Raw genomic sequence first — 16,654 nt, forward strand, 5'->3', positions numbered from 1 at the left:
AACATCCCCATGTCCACCGCCAGCAGCGCCCCCTCGACCTCGCCCGGCCACGGCATGCCACGGCCCTGGCGCTGGCTGGCCTGGACAGTTGCCGTGGTGCTGTGCCTGGCGGTGTTTGGCATGTACACGGTGCCGGACTTCATGGTGATGCTGGCCGACCAGATGTGGGCGTGTTTCTGAGCCCGCGCCATCCACTTTCAAGTCTTTTTGGCCGCCAGCGCTTGATGAATAAGCGCTGATAGCTATATCTTCAATAGCAAATGCACGGTAACGAAGCCGCTTCCGACTGGGTCCGCCGCTGGTCCCACCTGATCGCGCCGGGCAGCACGGTGCTCGACGTGGCCTGCGGCGCCGGGCGCCACCTGCGCTGGCTGCATGGCCTGGGCCACCCCGTGGTGGGGGTGGACCGCTCTGCCGAGGCCCTGGCCGCCTGCGAGGGGCTGGGGGAACTCGTCCTGGCCGACATCGAGAACGGCCCATGGCCGCTGGCGGGCCGCCGGTTTGGCGCCGTGGTCGCCACCAACTACCTGTGGCGGCCCCTGCTGCCCACCCTGGTGGAGAGCGTCGCACCGGGTGGCGTGCTGATCTACGAAACCTTTGCGCACGGCAACGGCACCGTGGGCCGCCCTGCGCGGCCGGAATTCCTGCTGGCGCCCGGGGAATTGCTGAGCGCCTGCGCCGGGCTGCGCACCGTGGCCTACGAGGACGGCTTCCTGCAAAACCCCGACCGTTTCGTGCAACGCATCACGGCCGTGCGGGAACTCCCGCACGCTGGCGGCCCCTCGCGGAATCTTTTGGCCATGCCGCCTAGTTAGAATGCCCTTTTACCGTTTACCACTGCGGACATGACCTCTTCCTCCGTCCCCCTTACCGGCAGCATCGTCGCCCTCGTCACCCCCATGCACGAGGACGGTAGCGTGGACTACCCGGCCCTGCGCAAACTGATCGACTGGCACATCGCCGAAGGCACCGACTGCATCGGTGTGGTGGGCACCACGGGCGAATCGCCCACCGTCAATGTCGAAGAACACTGCGAAATCATCCGCGTGGCCGTCGAGCAATCCGCCAAGCGCGTGCCCATCATGGCGGGCTGCGGCGCCAACTCCACCGCCGAAGCCATCGAACTGGCCAAGTTCGCGCGCGGCGTCGGGGCCGACAGCCAGCTGCAGGTCGTGCCCTACTACAACAAGCCCACGCAAGAGGGCCAGTTCCAGCATTTCAAGGCGATCGCCGAAGCCACGGGCGACCTGCCCATCGTGCTGTACAACGTGCCCGGCCGCTCGGTGGCCGATATGCAGCACGACACCGTGCTGCGCCTGGCCCAGGTGCCCGGCATCATCGGCATCAAGGAAGCCACCGGCAACATCGAGCGTGCGCAGTGGCTCATCCGCGATGTGCCCAAGGGCTTCGCCGTGTATTCGGGCGACGACCCGACCGCCGTGGCGCTCATGCTGTGCGGCGGCCACGGCAACATCAGCGTGACGGCCAACGTGGCGCCGCGCCTCATGCACGAGCTGTGCGTGGCAGCGCTGGCAGGCAATGTGCAGCGCGCGATGCAGATCCAGTTCCAGCTGATGCCCGTGCACAAGAACCTGTTTGTCGAAGCCAACCCCATCCCGGTCAAGTGGGCCGTGGCCCGCATGGGCCTGTGTGGTGGCACCATGCGCCTGCCCATGACACCGCTGGCCAGCAGCAACGAGGCTGTGGTCGAATCCGCGCTGCGCACCAGCGGCCTGATCTAATCCGGGCTGCGCCCGCTCCCCGAGACACTCTCCAAGGATTTCCGCGTGAAAGCTGCTACCACCCGCCTGAGCCTGCTGGCCCTTGCCATGGCCCTGTCCGCCTGCGCCGCCCTGGAGGGCGACAAGATCGACTACAAGAGCGCCGCCAAGGGCTCGACCCTGGAGGTTCCGCCCGACCTGACGCAGCTGTCGCGCGATTCGCGCTATGCCGTACCCGGCGGCCCCGTCTCGGCGGCCGCCATGCAGGCCGGCCAGGCCGCGCAGCCCTCGGGCACCGCCAACGCCGCCGCCATGCAACTGGGCGACGTGCGCATCGAGCGCGATGGCAACCAGCGCTGGCTGGTGGTCAACCGCCCGGCGGACAAGCTCTGGGAGCCCGTGCGCGACTTCTGGCAGGAAAGCGGCTTCAACCTGGCCCAGGCCGAGCCCAACGTCGGCATCATGGAAACCGACTGGGCCGAGAACCGCGCCAAGCTGCCACAGGACTTCATCCGCTCCACCATCGGCAAGCTCCTGGATTCGCTGTATTCCACCGGCGAGCGCGACAAATTCCGCACCCGCCTGGAGCGCAATGCCAATGGCGGCACCGAGATCTACATCACCCACCGGGGCATGATCGAGGTGTATGGCACGCAGACCAAGGACAACACCGTCTGGCAGCCCCGCCCGTCGGACCCGGAGCTTGAAACCGAATTCCTGCGCCGCCTGATGGTCAAGCTGGGCGTGAGCCAGGAACAGTCCAAGGCCGTGGTGGCAGCCCCCGCCCTGCGCACGCAATCCGCCCGCATGGCCACCGTGGACAACAAGCCCGTGGTCCAGCTGGACGAAGGCTTTGACCGCGCATGGCGCCGCGTGGGCCTGGCGCTGGACCGCACCGGCTTCACGGTCGAAGACCGCAACCGCAATGAAGGCACCTACTTCGTCCGCTATGTGGCGCCCAACGCCGACAAGAAGGAACCAGGGTTCTTCGGCAAGCTGTTCAGCGGCTCTTCGTCGGCCACGCCCCCGCTCAAGTACCGCATCGTCGTGCGCAGCCAGGGCGAATCCACCACCGTGTCGGTACTCAACGAAGCAGGCGCCCCCGAGTCCTCGACCAACGCCGAGCGCATCGTGCGCGTGATCGCGGACGACCTCAAGTAACCCGCCGCATCGCCGCGCGGCACGCGTCTGCCTGCGTGCTGCGCGGAGTCCGCGAGGACCGGCCCCGGTCCGCCCCGCGGCACGGCGCAATATCCTCGCCCTCCATGCTGCGTTTCAAAAACCTGGGGAGCGGCAGCACCGGCAATGCCACCGTGGTGGAAGGCCGCTGCGACACGCAGGTGCGCCGCCTCCTGATCGACTGCGGCTTCGGCATCCGGCAACTGCAGGGCCGGCTGGCGCAGGCGCAGCTGCAGATCGAGGACCTGGACGCGGTTTTCATCACCCACGAACATTCCGACCACATCGGCTGCGCGCAGGCCGTGGCCCTGCGCTACGGCATTCCCGTCTGGATGAGCCAGGGCACCTACGCCGCTCTGGGCCAGCCGGACTTTGGCGACATGCTGCGCGTCGCGCACGACATGGCACCGATCGACCTGGGCACGTTCGAGGCCCGGCCCTTCACCGTGCCGCATGACGCCCGCGAGCCGCTGCAGCTGCGCTGCTCCGACGGCGCCGCCCACCTGGGGGTGCTGACCGACCTGGGCCATGCCAGCGAGCATGTACTGCGGCAGCTCGAGGGCTGCCACGCGCTGATGATCGAAGCCAACCACGACCCCGCGCTGCTGGCGGCATCCCGCTACCCTCTCTTTCTGAAGCGCCGCGTAGGCGGCCCCTTCGGCCACCTGGCCAACCGGGTCACGGCGGACATCCTTCGCGCCGTCCGCCATCCGGGCCTGCGGACGGTGGTGGCGGCCCACCTGAGCGCCAAGAACAATGCGCCCTCCATCGCACGTGAGGCGCTGGCCCCCGCCATGGACTGGCCCGTGGAGGCCATCGCCGTGGCCTGCCCGACGGCAGGCACGGCATGGCTGCCGGTGGCGCAGGCGCCGATCTGACACGAGCGCACCCACCGGCCACCCCGCCCGCCCCCCCCACGGACGGCGCACCACAAAAACACGTTCCGCGCCCGGAAAAGAAAAAGCCCCGACCTTGCGGTGCGGGGCCTTCGGGCAGAGGCTGGTCTTGCAACCAGCCAGGGCCTGCAGCAAATTACTTGGCTGCGGAAGCGCCAGCGGCAGCGGTGGCAGCAGCGTCGGCAGCAGCCTTGGCAGCGTCAGCAGCAGGTGCAGCGGCAGCCGAAGCGGCGTCGGAAGCAGCAGGAGCTGCGTCGGAGGCGGCAGGAGCAGGTGCGGGAGCAGGAGCAGGTGCTTCCACGGCAGCAGGTGCTGGTGCTGGAGCGGGTTCTTCCTTCTTGCCACAAGCGGCGAGTGCTGCAGCAGCGATCAGGGCGGCCAGAACGAGAGAGTTCTTCATTTCGATTTTCCTAGTTGGACAGACAGAATCTTGAAAAGCCGCGGCGTCGGGCTCCTGGAAGCCTCGGAACGCGTCGGCACAATGCGCTTTGGCTTGCACCTTTTCGGCGCAGCCGCTAATTATATTGGTATTTAGTCAATACTGACTAACACTGACGAAAGCTTTACACCCCATTGACACGGCGCAAAGCAGGTATTTCATCTACAGACCCAGGGTCGAGGCGGGAAAACCGGGTGAACTCTTGCCACGCACCCACTCGTTGAGATTCTCGCGCAGCAGCACCCGCCGATCGGGTTCGCTGCCCGTGACGCCCACGCACCGCTCGGGGTCCAGGCGCTGCAGCACCCACTGCGGGGACCACAACGCGCTGGGGATATCGAGCGGGTCCGCCGCGGGGCTGCGGCGGCACGTGATGATGTGGTCCCAGGTACCGCGCCAGCGCACAAAACGGGCGTGGCGGCGAACCACATCGTCATAGCTGCACGCCAGCATCGTCAAGCGCCGGCTCCCGTGCGCCCAGTGCTGAAGGGCTTCTGCCACGCTGCGCTCACCCAGCGGCCAGTCGTGGAAGTTCGCGTCGCTGATCACGATTTCCGGCCACCCGTCGCGTGCGGCCGTGGCCATCGCGTCGCGCACCAGTTGCTGAAACGCCTCACGGCCGCTGAACCGCCCGGACGGCAGTTCACGCAGCGGATCCGCGGGGATGGAGGAAGCCTCGGTCATGGGAGCGTCTCCTTGGGATGCACCAGTCTTTTCAGCCTTCAGCCCATGCATGCGCCCAGCCGGCATCGCACCAGGACGACAGCAGCTCGAGCGCATCGTCGCTCGCGCGCGCGAGTTCGCGGGCAGTCAGTTGGCGTTCGTCCGCCAGGCGGCGCATCAGCGTCGCGTCGCGGCCCGCGGCACGGTAGCTTTCGCCGTTGATGAACACGTGGTGGGTGTCATACATCATGCGGCTGCGGCGATCCAGGCGCACGCCTTCCAGCATCACGCCCGCGTCCCCGGGCTCGAACCACACGCTGGGCTTGGGCTCGGTCAGATATTCCCCGAGCGCACGCTCCAGCACCAGGGGTTGCGCCAAGGCGCGGGCCAGAGCGGTCCGCGCGAAATCATGCAGCCCCGCCGGAATGGCGGCGGGCTGGGCAACCGCCGCCTGCTGCGCATCGCGGTACAGCAAGGGACTGCCCTCTTCATCGCCTGCATCCTCCGCCAGACGCACCAGCAGCTCCTGCGCGAGCTCGGCACGGGCCGGCGCCCGAAAGCCTATCGAATAAGTCATGCATTCGCCTTCGGCGATGCCGTCGTGCGCATAGCGGGGCGGCAGGTAGAGCATGTCGCCAGGCTCGAGAACGAACTCCTCTTCCGGCTCGAAGTGGGCCAGCACCTTCAGCGGAATGTCATCGCGCAGCGACAAGTCCTTCTGGCGGCCAATGCGCCAGCGCCGCTTTCCGTGGGCCTGCAGCAGAAAGACGTCATAACTGTCGAAATGTGGACCCACGCCCCCGCCGTCGGCGGCATAGCTGATCATGAGATCGTCCAGGCGCGCCTCGGGCACAAAACGGAACTGCTGCATCAGCGCGTGCACCGCGTCGTTGTGCAGGTCCACCCCTTGCACGAGCAGGGTCCAGTCGGGCTGCTGCAGCGCCGGCAGGGCGCGGCGGTTGAACGGTCCGTGGCGCAGCTTCCAGGCGCCCTTGGCCAACTGCACCAGGCGGGACTCCACCCCCTCCTGGGAAGCCAGCGCAAAAAGCTCGGCACGCAGTACAGGCGGCGAAAACTGCGCGATGGCCTGCCGCACCAGCAAGGGCTTCTTCTGCCAGTGGCGGCGCATGAATTGCGCGGGGGTCATGCCGCCGAGTAGGGAAAGGGGTTGCTGGATATCCATGGGAGAGTGGCGCCCCTTTGCGGAGGCATTGGTCAAACTGCGACAATTCTCCTATGGAAATTACCCAACAATGCGTGGTCGCACTGACCTGGACGCTCAAAGACACCCTTGGCGAAGAACTGGATGTTCTCGATGACCCCGTGGAGTTCCTGGTAGGGGGTGACGACCTGCTGCCGCGCATCGAGGAAGCCCTGCAAGGCCACGGCCCGGGGGCCACGCTGGCTCTGCACCTGGAACCCGAGGACGCTTTTGGCGACTTCAACGATCAACTGCTTTTTCTGGAACCCCGGTCCCTGTTTCCGGCGGAGCTGGAAGAAGGCATGACGTTTGATGGAATGGCCCTGCCGGAGGGCTGCAACCCCGATGCACCGCGCAGCGGGCTGTACACCGTGACGGAGATCTATCCAGAGCACGTGGTTCTGGACGGCAACCACCCGCTCGCGGGCATCGCCCTGCGGCTGCAGCTGACGGTGCAGGCCGTGCGCGAAGCCACGGAAGATGAGATTGGCCGGGGCACCGCGGGCACCGGCTTCTTTCGGGTACAGCCGCAGGCGCCTGGCGGCTCCCTGCTGCATTGATTGAGCGGGTGAGCCAGGCCCGGGAATCCTGAACAGCTCAGGATTCCCGCGGTGGCGGCTGCGGGGTTCGGTTTACAGGCGCGAAATCTGGCCGTTGTAGAGGCGCACTCGGTCGCCGATGCGCAGATCGCCCGGGCTGCTCACGTCGTAGGCACGGTAGCCGCCCTGGTCCAGCTGGACAGAGAGCCGATAGCCCTGGGCATATTCCTGGCTGTTGTTGCGGCCTTCGATGGCATTGCCTGCCACGGCACCGCCCAGGATGCCCACGCCAGTGGCCGCCGCGCGGCCGGAACCCTTGCCGATCTGGTTGCCCAGGACCCCGCCCACGACCGCGCCCAGCACGGCGCCCGCGCCCGAGGTCTGCCCTTGCGAGCGGCCCTGCAGCACTTCGATGTTCGACACACGGCCATACTCGGTGCCCGCCGGGTTGTTCGGGTAGGCGGGCGCAGACTGGTATCCGCCCGAATAGCCTCCCGAATACTGGGGCTGGGGGGCCGACCGGTTGTGGCCGCAGGCCGCCAGGGATCCCGCGAGGACAACGGCGCCCACAATGGCAAACGAACGCTTAAATTGCAGCATTTTTCAATCTCCTAAAGTCAGGGGCTGGCGCATGGTCCGACAATCCGGTCCGGGTACGCATGCCTTGATTGGAACAACGCGCAAGGGTCTTGTCGCGTGGACAAGGGGCTGAGGCCCTGTCCGTAACAGACCCTTCGAAAAGTAAGCCGTGTCTGACAGGCGCAAGCTCCCAGGCCAGAGGAACCCGCCCCTTCAGGCCTTGCCGGTGGACCCGTAGCCGCCCTCTCCCCGCTGGGTCGCCGCGAACTCGGCCACCACGTTGAACTGCGCCTGCACCACCGGCACGATCACCAGTTGCGCCAGCCGCTCCATCGGCTCCAGCGTGAATGCCGTGCCGCTGCGGTTCCAGGCGCTCACCATGAGCTGGCCCTGGTAGTCGCTGTCGATCAATCCGACAAGGTTGCCCAGCACGATGCCGTGCTTGTGGCCGAGGCCCGAGCGCGGCAGGATGAGCGCGGCATATCCCGGGTCCTTGATGTACACGGAGATGCCCGTGGGTACCAGCTGCCATGCGTTCGGCTGCAGGGTCAGCGGCGCGTCCAGGCAGGCCCGCAGGTCCAGGCCCGCGCTGCCGGGCGTGGCATAGGAGGGGAGTTGATCCGCCATGCGCGGGTCCAGAATCTTGACATCGATCTTCACTACTTCTTCTTTCCTGTCTTGCGCTGCTGGGCCACTTGCCGCAGTCGCTCTTGCAATGGTTGCACGCCTGGCGCGGCGCCTGGGGATGAAATGGCCCTGGGCGCCGCATCCATCAGCCAGCCCAGCGCCCACCAGATGGCCGCCATGGCGACCAGGCCGGCCAAGGACCCCTGGCTGAACAGGAACAGCACGATCCCCTGCGCGGCGATGAGCAGCAACAGCACCACGCGCACGGTTCGCAGCACGCCCATCAGGGGCCCGAGCGCCTGCGCGAGATCGGGCGGACCGGCGCGGGGGGTCGACCGGGAGCCGCCCGCGGACACCGGTGGCGCAGGGCCGGTGGCCCCCGGAGAGAGGACCTGCGCCGTCCTGGACGGGGCCGGCGCCGTCAGCCGCTCCACATAGCGCGCAAAGTCGCCGTCGGGCGGCGTGTCCCATTCAGGCTTGGTGGAGCCAGTTTTCATACAACCTCCGGGGAAACGAACGTCACGAATCCGATGGCGGCAACCGCGCCGCGATGTCCTCGATGAGCTGCCGCGCCAGCACCCGCTTGGACGCGCGGGGCAGCTCGCGGTGCCCATCGGCATCCACGAGCAGCAGGGCATTGTCGTCCTGTCCGAAGGTGGCGGGCCCGATATTGCCCACCAGCAGCGGCACCCCCTTGCGCGCACGCTTGGCCGTGGCATGGGCCAGGAGATCGTGGCTCTCGGCGGCAAATCCCACGCAGTACAGCTGGCCCGCCTGCGCACGCGGCGACCGCGCCACGCCCGCCAGGATGTCGGGGTTCTCCACAAAGCCCAGCGTGGGGGTCTGGCCGGAGCCGTCTTTCTTGATCTTCTGTGTGGACGGCGCAGCAGGCCGCCAGTCTGCCACCGCCGCCGTTGCTATGAAAATAGAAGCATCGTGCGCTTGCCCTTCAACCGCTGCCAGCATTTCCTGTGCAGACTGGACATTCAGGCGCTGCACCCCGCGCGGCGTGGGCAGATGCACGGGACCGGCCACGAGCGTGACATCGCCCCCCGCTTCGCGCGCCGCGCGGGCGATGGCAAAGCCCATCTTGCCGCTGGAGAGGTTGGTGATGCCGCGCACCGGATCGATGGCTTCGAAGGTCGGTCCGGCGGTGACCAGCACCTTGCGCCCCGCCAGCACCTTGGGCGCGAAGAAGGCAACCAGCTCCTCGAGCAGCTCTGAAGGCTCCAGCATGCGGCCATCGCCAGTTTCTCCGCAGGCCTGGTCGCCATTGCCCACGCCCAGCACGCGGGCGCCGTCCCTGGCCACCTGGGCCAGGTTTCGCGCTGTGGCGGGGTGGGCCCACATCTCGCGGTTCATGGCTGGGGCCAGCAGCAGCGGCACGCGGTCGATGGGGCGTGCCAGGCACAGCAGGCTCAGCAACTCGTCGGCACGGCCCTGCACCAGCCGCGCGATGAAATCGGCGCTGCAGGGCGCGATCAGGATCGCATCGGCCTCGCGGCTGAGGTTGATGTGCGGCATGTTGTTGGGCTCGCGCGCATCCCACTGCGAGCCGTAGACGGGCCGCCCCGACAGGGCCTGCATGGTCACCGGCGTGATGAATTGCGCGGCCGCCTCGGTCATCACCACCTGCACGGTGGCGCCCTCCTTGATGAGCTGGCGGCACAGATCGGCTGCCTTGTAGCAAGCCACGCCCCCGCTCAGACCCAGAACAATGTGTTTGCCAGCAAGCTCATTCATGCGGCGAATTTAGCAGACGGGGGTGTCCCTGCCGGCAGGGATGTCGCCGGGGCGCCATCTATAATCCCAATTTCCCACCACCAAAAAAGACATGACCAAATTTGTCTTCGTCACCGGCGGTGTGGTGTCTTCCCTCGGTAAGGGAATCGCCTCAGCCTCCCTTGCCGCGATCCTCGAATCGCGGGGACTCAAAGTCACCCTCATCAAGCTTGACCCCTACATCAACGTAGATCCGGGCACCATGTCGCCGTTCCAGCACGGCGAGGTTTTCGTGACCGACGACGGCGCAGAAACCGACCTGGATCTGGGCCACTATGAGCGTTTCATCGAAACGCGCATGAAGAAAACCAACAACTTCACCACGGGCAAGATTTACCAGTCCGTGCTGGAGAAGGAACGCCGCGGCGACTACCTGGGCAAGACCGTGCAGGTCATCCCGCACGTCACCAACGAGATCCAGGAATTCATCAAGCGCGGCGCCGGCATCGGCACGCCCGATGCCGTGGACGTGGCCATCGTCGAGATCGGCGGCACGGTGGGCGACATCGAGTCGCTGCCGTTCCTGGAAGCCGTGCGCCAGATGAGCCTGCGCATGGGCCCCAACAATGCGGCGTTCGTGCACCTGACCTACCTGCCCTGGATCGCAGCAGCCGGCGAGCTCAAGACCAAGCCCACCCAGCACACCGTGCAGAAGCTGCGCGAGATCGGCATCCAGGCCGACGCCCTGCTGTGCCGCGCCGACCGCCGCATTCCCGAGGAAGAGCGCGCCAAGATCTCGCTGTTCACCAACGTGCCCGAGTGGGGCGTGATCAGCATGTGGGACGTGGACACCATCTACAAGGTGCCGCGCATGCTGCACGAGCAGGGCCTCGACGGCCTGATCTGCGACAAGCTGCGCCTGAACACGCCGCCCACCAGCCTCAAGCGCTGGGACGACCTGGTGCATGAAACCGAGCACCCGCAGGGCGAAGTCACCATCGCGATGGTGGGCAAGTACGTCGACCTGTCGGACAGCTACAAGTCCGTCAACGAGGCCCTGCGCCACGCCGGCATGCGCAACCATGTGCGCGTGAAGATCGACCACGTCGACTCGGAGACCATCGATGGCGCCGATGCCGCCGCCAAGCTCGCCAAGTACGACGCCATCCTGGTGCCCGGCGGGTTCGGCGTGCGGGGCGTGGAAGGCAAGATCGCCACCGCCCAGTTCGCCCGCGAGCACAAGGTGCCCTATCTGGGCATCTGCCTGGGCATGCAGGTCGCGACCATCGAGTACGCCCGGCACGTGGCGGGCCTGGTCAACGCCAACAGCACCGAGTTCGACGCCACCACCCCCCACCCCGTGATCGCCCTGATCACCGAGTGGAAGGACGCCGACGGCACCATCAAGAAGCGCGACGAGAACTCCGACCTGGGCGGCACCATGCGCCTGGGCGCACAAAGCTCCGACGTGTCGGCCAACACACTGGCCCACAGCATCTATGGCGACGTGGTGACCGAGCGCCACCGCCACCGCTACGAAGCCAACGTGAACTACCTGGACCAGCTGCGCAAGGCGGGCCTCGTGATCTCCGCGCTGACCCAGCGCGAGCAGCTCACCGAGATCGTGGAGCTGCCGAACAACGTGCACCCCTGGTTCATCGGCGTGCAGTTCCACCCCGAGTTCAAGTCGACGCCGTGGAACGGCCACCCGCTGTTCAACGCCTTCATCAAGGCGGCCGTCGAACACCAGCAAGCGGCTACTAAAGCCTGATTGGAGACCTATGCAGCTGTGCGGATTCAATGTTGGCCTGGACCAGCGCTTTTTCCTGATCGCGGGCACCTGCTCCATCGAAGGCCAGCAGATGTCGCTGGACGTCGCGGGCCAGCTCAAGGAGATCTGCACGGCGCTGGGCATCCCCTTGATCTACAAGGGCTCGTTCGACAAGGCCAACCGCTCCTCCGGCACCAGCAAGCGCGGCGTGGGGCTGGAGGCGGGCCTGAAGATCCTCGATGAAGTGCGCCGCCAGTTGCAGCTGCCCATCCTGACCGATGTGCACGACACCTCGCACGTGGCCGAGGTGGCCAGCGTGGTGGACGTGCTGCAAACCCCGGCCTTTCTCTGCCGCCAGACCGACTTCATCCGCGCGGTGGCGCAGTCCGGCAAGCCGGTGAACATCAAGAAGGGCCAGTTCCTCGCGCCCTGGGACATGAAGAACGTCATCGACAAGGCCCGCGCGGCCGCGCAGGAAGCCGGCCTCTCGGAAGACCGCTTCCTGGCCTGCGAGCGCGGCGTGAGCTTTGGCTACAACAACCTCGTGGCCGACATGACCAGCCTGGCCGAGATGCGCAACTCCGGCGCGCCGGTGGTGTTCGACGTGACCCACTCGGTACAGAAGCCCGGCGGCCTGGGCGCCGTGAGCGGTGGTGCGCGCGACATGGTGCCGGTGCTGGCCCGCGCGGGCGTGGCCGTGGGCGTGGCGGGCCTTTTCATGGAAACCCACCCCCGGCCCGCCGAGGCCTGGTCGGACGGCCCCAATGCTGTGCCTTTGAAGCACATGAAGGCGCTGCTGGAGACCTTGGTGGCGCTGGACGACATCACCAAGAAAAATGGATTCCTCGAAAACAACTTTGGAGCCTGAGACATGAGCAGTGGTTACGTCATCGCATCCGTCACCGTCACCAACCCTGAGCAGTACGAAGAGTACAAAAAGTGGAGCACCGTGGCCATGCAAGCGCATGGCGCCGAGGTGTGCATTCGCGGCGGCAAGGTGGAAGTGCTGGAGGGCGACTGGAACCCCGGCCGCACCGTGCTGCTCAAGTTCCCCAGCTTCGAGGCCGCGCGCGCCTTCTACGACACACCCGAATACCAGAAAGCCAAGGCCGCCCGCGAAGGCGCCGCCATCATGCGCATGGTGTGCGTCGAGGGCGTCTGATACGCGGCGGCCAGCTCACGCCGGTCGGGTTGTACCCGGTTCGTACCTGCAGGCTGATTCACTATCAAATCAGTAGCATAAAATGACTACAGACGCGCCCAAGCGGCCATTTTGCCATTTGGCCTGAACAAGCAAAGCCCGTCCCGCCCGTCTGAATGAATTTCAAAAACCTCAAGGAAAATCATGAGTGCCATTGTTGACATCGTAGGCCGCGAAGTGCTGGACAGCCGCGGCAACCCCACCGTCGAATGCGACGTGCTGCTGGAATCGGGCGTGATGGGCCGTGCCGCCGTGCCTTCCGGTGCGTCCACCGGCAGCCGCGAAGCCATTGAAATGCGCGATGGCGACAAGAGCCGCTACCTGGGCAAGGGCGTGCTCAAGGCCGTGGAGCACATCAACACCGAGATCAGCGAAGCCGTGTTGGGCCTGGATGCCTCCGAACAGGCCTTCCTGGACAAGACCCTGATCGACCTCGACGGCACCGAGAACAAGAGCCGCCTGGGCGCCAATGCCATGCTGGCGGTCTCCATGGCCGTGGCCCGCGCCGCCGCCGAAGAGTCCGGCCTGCCGCTGTACCGCTACCTGGGCGGCATGGGCAGCGTGCAGTTGCCCGTGCCCATGATGAACGTGATCAACGGCGGCGCGCACGCCAACAACAGCCTGGACCTGCAGGAGTTCATGATCATCCCCGTGGGCGCACCGACCTTCCGCGAAGCCGTGCGCTGGGGCGCCGAGGTGTTCCACGCTCTCAAGAAGATCATCCACGACAAGGGCATGAGCACCGCCGTGGGCGACGAAGGCGGCTTTGCCCCCAGCGTCGAGAACCACGAAGCGGCCATCCGCCTCATCCTGCAAGCCATCGAAGCCGCTGGCTACACGGCGGGCGAGCAGATCGCCCTGGGCCTGGACTGCGCCGCGAGCGAGTTCTACAAGGACGGCATGTATGTGCTCGAAGGCGAAGGCGGCCTGAAGCTCACCGCCCAGCAATGGACCGACATGCTGGCGGCCTGGGTGGACAAGTACCCCATCATCAGCATCGAAGACGGCATGCACGAAGGCGACTGGGATGGCTGGAAGCACCTGACCGAACGCCTGGGCGACAAGGTGCAGCTGGTGGGCGACGACCTGTTCGTGACCAACACCAAGATCCTGAAGGAAGGCATCGACAAGCGCATCGCCAACTCGATCCTGATCAAGATCAACCAGATCGGCACGCTGACCGAAACCTTCGCCGCCATCGAGATGGCCAAGCGCGCCGGCTACACCGCCGTGATCTCGCACCGCTCGGGCGAAACCGAAGACAGCACCATCGCCGACATCGCCGTGGGCACGAATGCGGGCCAGATCAAGACCGGCTCGCTGTCGCGTTCGGACCGGATCGCCAAGTACAACCAGCTGCTGCGCATCGAGGAAGACCTGGGCGAGATCGCGCACTACCCCGGCCGCGCTGCGTTCTATAACCTGAAGTAATGGCCCCCACGGTCGCCCACTGCCTGTGGCTCCCTGCCTCCCCAGGGGGCCGCGTGTTGCCTTGGGGCGGCCCGGTGGCAAAACCCCACGCCAAGGGGTAAGCGATGGTCTCCCGCATTGTTCCCGTCATCCTGCTGGCCTTGCTCGCAGCACTGCACGCCCAGCTCTGGCTCGGGCGGGGCAGCGTGCCGCGCGTCAACGAGATGCAGCGGCAGATCGACGTGCAGAAGGCGGCCAACGACCAGGCCCGGCAGGCCAACGAACGCTTGTCCTCCGAGGTGCATGACCTCAAGGAAGGGCTCGACATGGTGGAAGAAAAGGCACGCAGCGAGCTGGGCATGGTCAAGCCCAACGAGGTCTACGTGCAGTTCACGCCGCGCTGAGCCGCGGCCACCGCGGCGCTATCCCGGCCCCGACCCCGGCCTTGGACAGGGGGGTGCCCCCTCCTCTCCACATCTCCACCTCTCGCCCTCCTGTCATCGTGCCGTCCCAGCCCACCCTCGTTGTCCTGCTCGGCGCGCCCGGCACCGGCGCGCAGGCGCTGGCCGCCGCGCTGCAGGAACACCTGCCCCCCGGGGCGGTGCGCATTCTGTGGAGCCACGACCTGGGCGGCCTGCACTCCCCGGGCCAGGCCGATGCCACCCGCCACGTGCTGCTGATGGGGCTCGATCTGCCCTGCCCCGCGCGCGACCGGCCCGAACAGGAAGCCGCCGATGCGCGCCTGCGCACGGACCTCGCCCAGCGGGAGATGGGCTATCAGGTGGTGTATGGCCATGGCGATCAGCGGCTCGCCAATGCGCTGAACGCCATCAAAAACATGGCTCCGGACGCCAGTCTGTGGACCACCGGTAGCACTTCTGCCCCCACACCGGCTGCTCGGCCCGCGCGCACGGCACGCCTGCGCGCCTGGAACTGCGAGAAGTGCAGCGATCCGGAGTGCGAGCACCGCCTGTTCACCGCCCTGACCGGCCGGAACGCCCGCGGCGCCTGACCCGCCATCCGGCCATTCCGTCAGGGCAGTGGCTGCTGCACCAGGCCACGCTTGAGTTCCTTGAGGAGCAGCACGACCTGGCTGGAGCCGTAGCGGTATCCGCCGTTGAGCACCTGCACGGCCTTGTCCCATTCGCCCTGCTGGGCCAGTGCCACCAGCATTGCGGCCTGTTCGTGAAAATACTGGTGGCGCGCCATCAGCACGGCATAGGCGGGCTGGTCGCCCAGCAGTTCACCGCCCACGCCATGGAGCCACCGCCCCAGCGCGCCACGGTCGCCGCGTCGCACCTCCGAAGGGTCCAGGCCCTGGGTGGTGCGCCCTTCGAGGTAGTCCATGAGGTGCGCCTTCCAGCGTTCGTGGGCATTGATGGCTGCGTCGATGTCGAGGGCTGCGAGCACGGTGTCCGCGCGTTGCGAATCCTGTGCCCCTGCGCTGCCGCTGTCGCACAGCTCCAGCGACGGCCCGGCCTCCCGCCCGCGGGCGCCAAATACACGACGAAAAAAATCCATAGCCCCTCTTGCTGCGCCACACGGACAGGCGGCGCACGCGCACCCCAAGTGCGCGGCGACCGGCGGACATCGCGGGCGGCAACGCCCGGGGCCGTGTGGAGAGCGCCGATCTTAGGCGCGATGGCGGCGGGCGATTGTCAACGATGGTCAGCCGGCGCGGCGGGCTACTGCAGGATCCCGCTCGGCCCGGGCGGCTGGCTGGAGGACGGCGGCACGAAGATCTGCGCGGCGTCCACGGCGTCGAAACGGTACTGCTGGCCGCAGAATTCGCAGCCGACCTCGATGTCGTCGCGCTCGGACAGGATGCTCTCGGCCTCTTCGCTGCCCAGGTTGCGCAGCATGTTGCTCACGCGCTCACGGCTGCAGGTGCAGGCAAAACGCGGGCCGCTGGCACCCTGCTGGGGTTCGAAGCGCAGCAGCTTTTCCTCCCAGAACAGGCGGCGCAGGATGGTGTCCACGTCCAGGGTCAGCAGCTCCTCGCGCGTCAGGCTGGCAGCCAGGTGCGCGATGCGGTTGTAGTCCTCGTTGTGGCCGATCTGGTCTTCGTTCTCGCGGTGGGTGAGGCCCTCGGCCAGGTTGCCCTCGCCCTTGATCGGCATGCGCTGGATCAGCAGGCCCGCGGCCACCTGTTCGTTGGCGCCCAGGACCAGGATGGTGTCCAACTGCTCGGACTGCAGCATGTAGTGCTGCAGCACATCCGACAGGCGTTCCAGCTTCTCGTGCCGGTCGCCATACAGCGGCACCACGCCCTGGTAGGGCTGCTGGCCGGGGTGGCGGTCCTTGGGGTCGAGCGTGATGGCGCAGCGGCCACCGCCGCCCACGTTCACCATCTGGCTCAGCGGCGCGCCCTCGGGCACCTCGCTGTTGACCGTGGCGGTGGCGCGCAGGCTCAGGTCCGACTGCACCTCGGCCACGGCCAGCTTCACGGGGCCGTCGCCAAACACCTGCAGCACCAGCGCGCCGTTGAACTTGATGTTGGACTGCATCAGCACGCCGGCGGCGGCCATCTCGCCCAGCAGCTCGCTCACCGGGGCGGGGTAGGCGCCGGTGCCGGTATTGCCCGCGCGGCGGCGCAGGATCTCGGTCCAGGCATCGGTCAGGCGCACGATCATGCCGCGCACTGGCAGGCCATCGAAGAGAAACTTGTGGAGTTCAGACACGCAGGGGTTCCAGAAAGGGTCGGCG

At 66.8% G+C, this 16,654-nt stretch carries 21 protein-coding genes; 12 read left to right on the top strand and 9 right to left on the bottom strand.

From position 1 onward, the window contains the following. Window positions 1–9 precede the first annotated feature (9 nt). The 5 genes from AC3RCE_RS17535 (at window position 10) to AC3RCE_RS17555 (ending at window position 3,778) form a co-directional block, all read left to right on the top strand. Window positions 10–180 (top strand): hypothetical protein, encoded by a 171-nt coding sequence (locus tag AC3RCE_RS17535; protein ID WP_492253586.1) that lies wholly within the window; start codon window positions 10–12, stop codon window positions 178–180. Window positions 181–260: 80 nt separating this feature from the next. Beyond that, window positions 261–815, top strand: coding sequence for a class I SAM-dependent methyltransferase (locus AC3RCE_RS17540; RefSeq protein WP_492253587.1), 555 nt, complete (start codon window positions 261–263; stop codon window positions 813–815). Between the two features lie 30 nt (window positions 816–845). Further along, window positions 846–1,742 (top strand): 4-hydroxy-tetrahydrodipicolinate synthase, encoded by an 897-nt coding sequence (gene dapA, locus AC3RCE_RS17545; protein WP_218295451.1) that lies wholly within the window; start codon window positions 846–848, stop codon window positions 1,740–1,742. Window positions 1,743–1,787: 45 nt separating this feature from the next. Further along, window positions 1,788–2,882: an NlpB/DapX family lipoprotein gene (gene bamC / locus AC3RCE_RS17550; protein WP_492253588.1), complete on the top strand. Its 1,095-nt coding sequence runs from the start codon at window positions 1,788–1,790 to the stop codon at window positions 2,880–2,882. Window positions 2,883–2,986: 104 nt separating this feature from the next. Then, window positions 2,987–3,778 (top strand): MBL fold metallo-hydrolase, encoded by a 792-nt coding sequence (locus AC3RCE_RS17555; protein WP_492244072.1) that lies wholly within the window; start codon window positions 2,987–2,989, stop codon window positions 3,776–3,778. A gap of 154 nt (window positions 3,779–3,932) precedes the next feature. Here the strand turns inward: AC3RCE_RS17555 and AC3RCE_RS17560 are convergent, their stop codons facing one another. The 3 genes from AC3RCE_RS17560 to AC3RCE_RS17570 all read right to left on the bottom strand — a co-directional run bounded on the left by AC3RCE_RS17560 (window position 3,933) and on the right by AC3RCE_RS17570 (window position 6,081). Further along, window positions 3,933–4,196 (bottom strand): hypothetical protein, encoded by a 264-nt coding sequence (locus AC3RCE_RS17560; protein WP_218295454.1) that lies wholly within the window; start codon window positions 4,194–4,196, stop codon window positions 3,933–3,935. Window positions 4,197–4,397: 201 nt separating this feature from the next. Beyond that, on the bottom strand, window positions 4,398–4,919 hold the full coding sequence (locus AC3RCE_RS17565; protein ID WP_218295455.1) for a hypothetical protein: 522 nt from the start codon (window positions 4,917–4,919) through the stop codon (window positions 4,398–4,400). 31 nt (window positions 4,920–4,950) lie between these two features. Then, window positions 4,951–6,081 carry a JmjC domain-containing protein gene (locus tag AC3RCE_RS17570; protein ID WP_218295456.1) on the bottom strand — a complete coding sequence of 377 codons (1,131 nt, stop codon included), beginning with the start codon at window positions 6,079–6,081 and terminating at the stop codon, window positions 4,951–4,953. 53 nt (window positions 6,082–6,134) lie between these two features. Here AC3RCE_RS17570 and AC3RCE_RS17575 point away from each other — a divergent pair, with 53 nt between their 5' ends. Continuing rightward, the gene (locus AC3RCE_RS17575) at window positions 6,135–6,659 is read left to right on the top strand and encodes an FKBP-type peptidyl-prolyl cis-trans isomerase (RefSeq protein WP_218295457.1); all 525 of its coding nucleotides are present in this window, start codon (window positions 6,135–6,137) and stop codon (window positions 6,657–6,659) included. A 72-nt stretch (window positions 6,660–6,731) separates the two neighbouring features. Here the strand turns inward: AC3RCE_RS17575 and AC3RCE_RS17580 are convergent, their stop codons facing one another. From AC3RCE_RS17580 to coaBC, 4 genes are all read right to left on the bottom strand, one after another. Beyond that, on the bottom strand, window positions 6,732–7,238 hold the full coding sequence (locus AC3RCE_RS17580; protein ID WP_218295458.1) for an outer membrane lipoprotein: 507 nt from the start codon (window positions 7,236–7,238) through the stop codon (window positions 6,732–6,734). A gap of 192 nt (window positions 7,239–7,430) precedes the next feature. Then, window positions 7,431–7,877, bottom strand: a complete 447-nt coding sequence (gene dut / locus AC3RCE_RS17585; protein ID WP_218295459.1) for a dUTP diphosphatase — start codon at window positions 7,875–7,877, stop codon at window positions 7,431–7,433. Next, window positions 7,877–8,341, bottom strand: coding sequence for a hypothetical protein (locus AC3RCE_RS17590; RefSeq protein WP_492253589.1), 465 nt, complete (start codon window positions 8,339–8,341; stop codon window positions 7,877–7,879). Before AC3RCE_RS17590 ends, dut begins: the two co-directional genes overlap by 1 nt. A gap of 22 nt (window positions 8,342–8,363) precedes the next feature. After that, entirely contained in the window at window positions 8,364–9,587 is a 1,224-nt protein-coding gene (coaBC, locus tag AC3RCE_RS17595) for a bifunctional phosphopantothenoylcysteine decarboxylase/phosphopantothenate--cysteine ligase CoaBC (protein WP_218340192.1), read from the bottom strand. A 91-nt stretch (window positions 9,588–9,678) separates the two neighbouring features. Here coaBC and pyrG point away from each other — a divergent pair, with 91 nt between their 5' ends. The 6 genes from pyrG to AC3RCE_RS17625 all read left to right on the top strand — a co-directional run bounded on the left by pyrG (window position 9,679) and on the right by AC3RCE_RS17625 (window position 14,960). Next, window positions 9,679–11,337: a CTP synthase gene (pyrG, locus tag AC3RCE_RS17600; RefSeq protein WP_492253590.1), complete on the top strand. Its 1,659-nt coding sequence runs from the start codon at window positions 9,679–9,681 to the stop codon at window positions 11,335–11,337. Window positions 11,338–11,347: 10 nt separating this feature from the next. Then, on the top strand, window positions 11,348–12,205 hold the full coding sequence (gene kdsA, locus AC3RCE_RS17605) for a 3-deoxy-8-phosphooctulonate synthase (protein WP_492253591.1): 858 nt from the start codon (window positions 11,348–11,350) through the stop codon (window positions 12,203–12,205). A 3-nt stretch (window positions 12,206–12,208) separates the two neighbouring features. Next, window positions 12,209–12,499: a DUF1330 domain-containing protein gene (locus AC3RCE_RS17610; protein WP_218295463.1), complete on the top strand. Its 291-nt coding sequence runs from the start codon at window positions 12,209–12,211 to the stop codon at window positions 12,497–12,499. A gap of 183 nt (window positions 12,500–12,682) precedes the next feature. Next, window positions 12,683–13,969, top strand: a complete 1,287-nt coding sequence (eno, locus tag AC3RCE_RS17615; protein ID WP_218295464.1) for a phosphopyruvate hydratase — start codon at window positions 12,683–12,685, stop codon at window positions 13,967–13,969. Between the two features lie 104 nt (window positions 13,970–14,073). Then, window positions 14,074–14,352, top strand: a complete 279-nt coding sequence (locus tag AC3RCE_RS17620) for a septum formation initiator family protein (RefSeq protein ID WP_218295465.1) — start codon at window positions 14,074–14,076, stop codon at window positions 14,350–14,352. 53 nt (window positions 14,353–14,405) lie between these two features. Continuing rightward, window positions 14,406–14,960 carry a hypothetical protein gene (locus tag AC3RCE_RS17625; RefSeq protein ID WP_492253592.1) on the top strand — a complete coding sequence of 185 codons (555 nt, stop codon included), beginning with the start codon at window positions 14,406–14,408 and terminating at the stop codon, window positions 14,958–14,960. A gap of 20 nt (window positions 14,961–14,980) precedes the next feature. Here AC3RCE_RS17625 and AC3RCE_RS17630 read toward each other — a convergent pair whose 3' ends face one another. Together AC3RCE_RS17630 and hslO are read right to left on the bottom strand one after the other, a co-directional pair. Next, the gene (locus AC3RCE_RS17630) at window positions 14,981–15,469 is read right to left on the bottom strand and encodes a CZB domain-containing protein (protein WP_369642929.1); all 489 of its coding nucleotides are present in this window, start codon (window positions 15,467–15,469) and stop codon (window positions 14,981–14,983) included. A 164-nt stretch (window positions 15,470–15,633) separates the two neighbouring features. Further along, entirely contained in the window at window positions 15,634–16,629 is a 996-nt protein-coding gene (hslO, locus tag AC3RCE_RS17635) for an Hsp33 family molecular chaperone HslO (RefSeq protein ID WP_218295468.1), read from the bottom strand. Window positions 16,630–16,654 lie beyond the last annotated feature (25 nt).

The sequence above is a fragment of the Acidovorax sp. GW823-FHT05D11 genome (assembly GCF_058795695.1).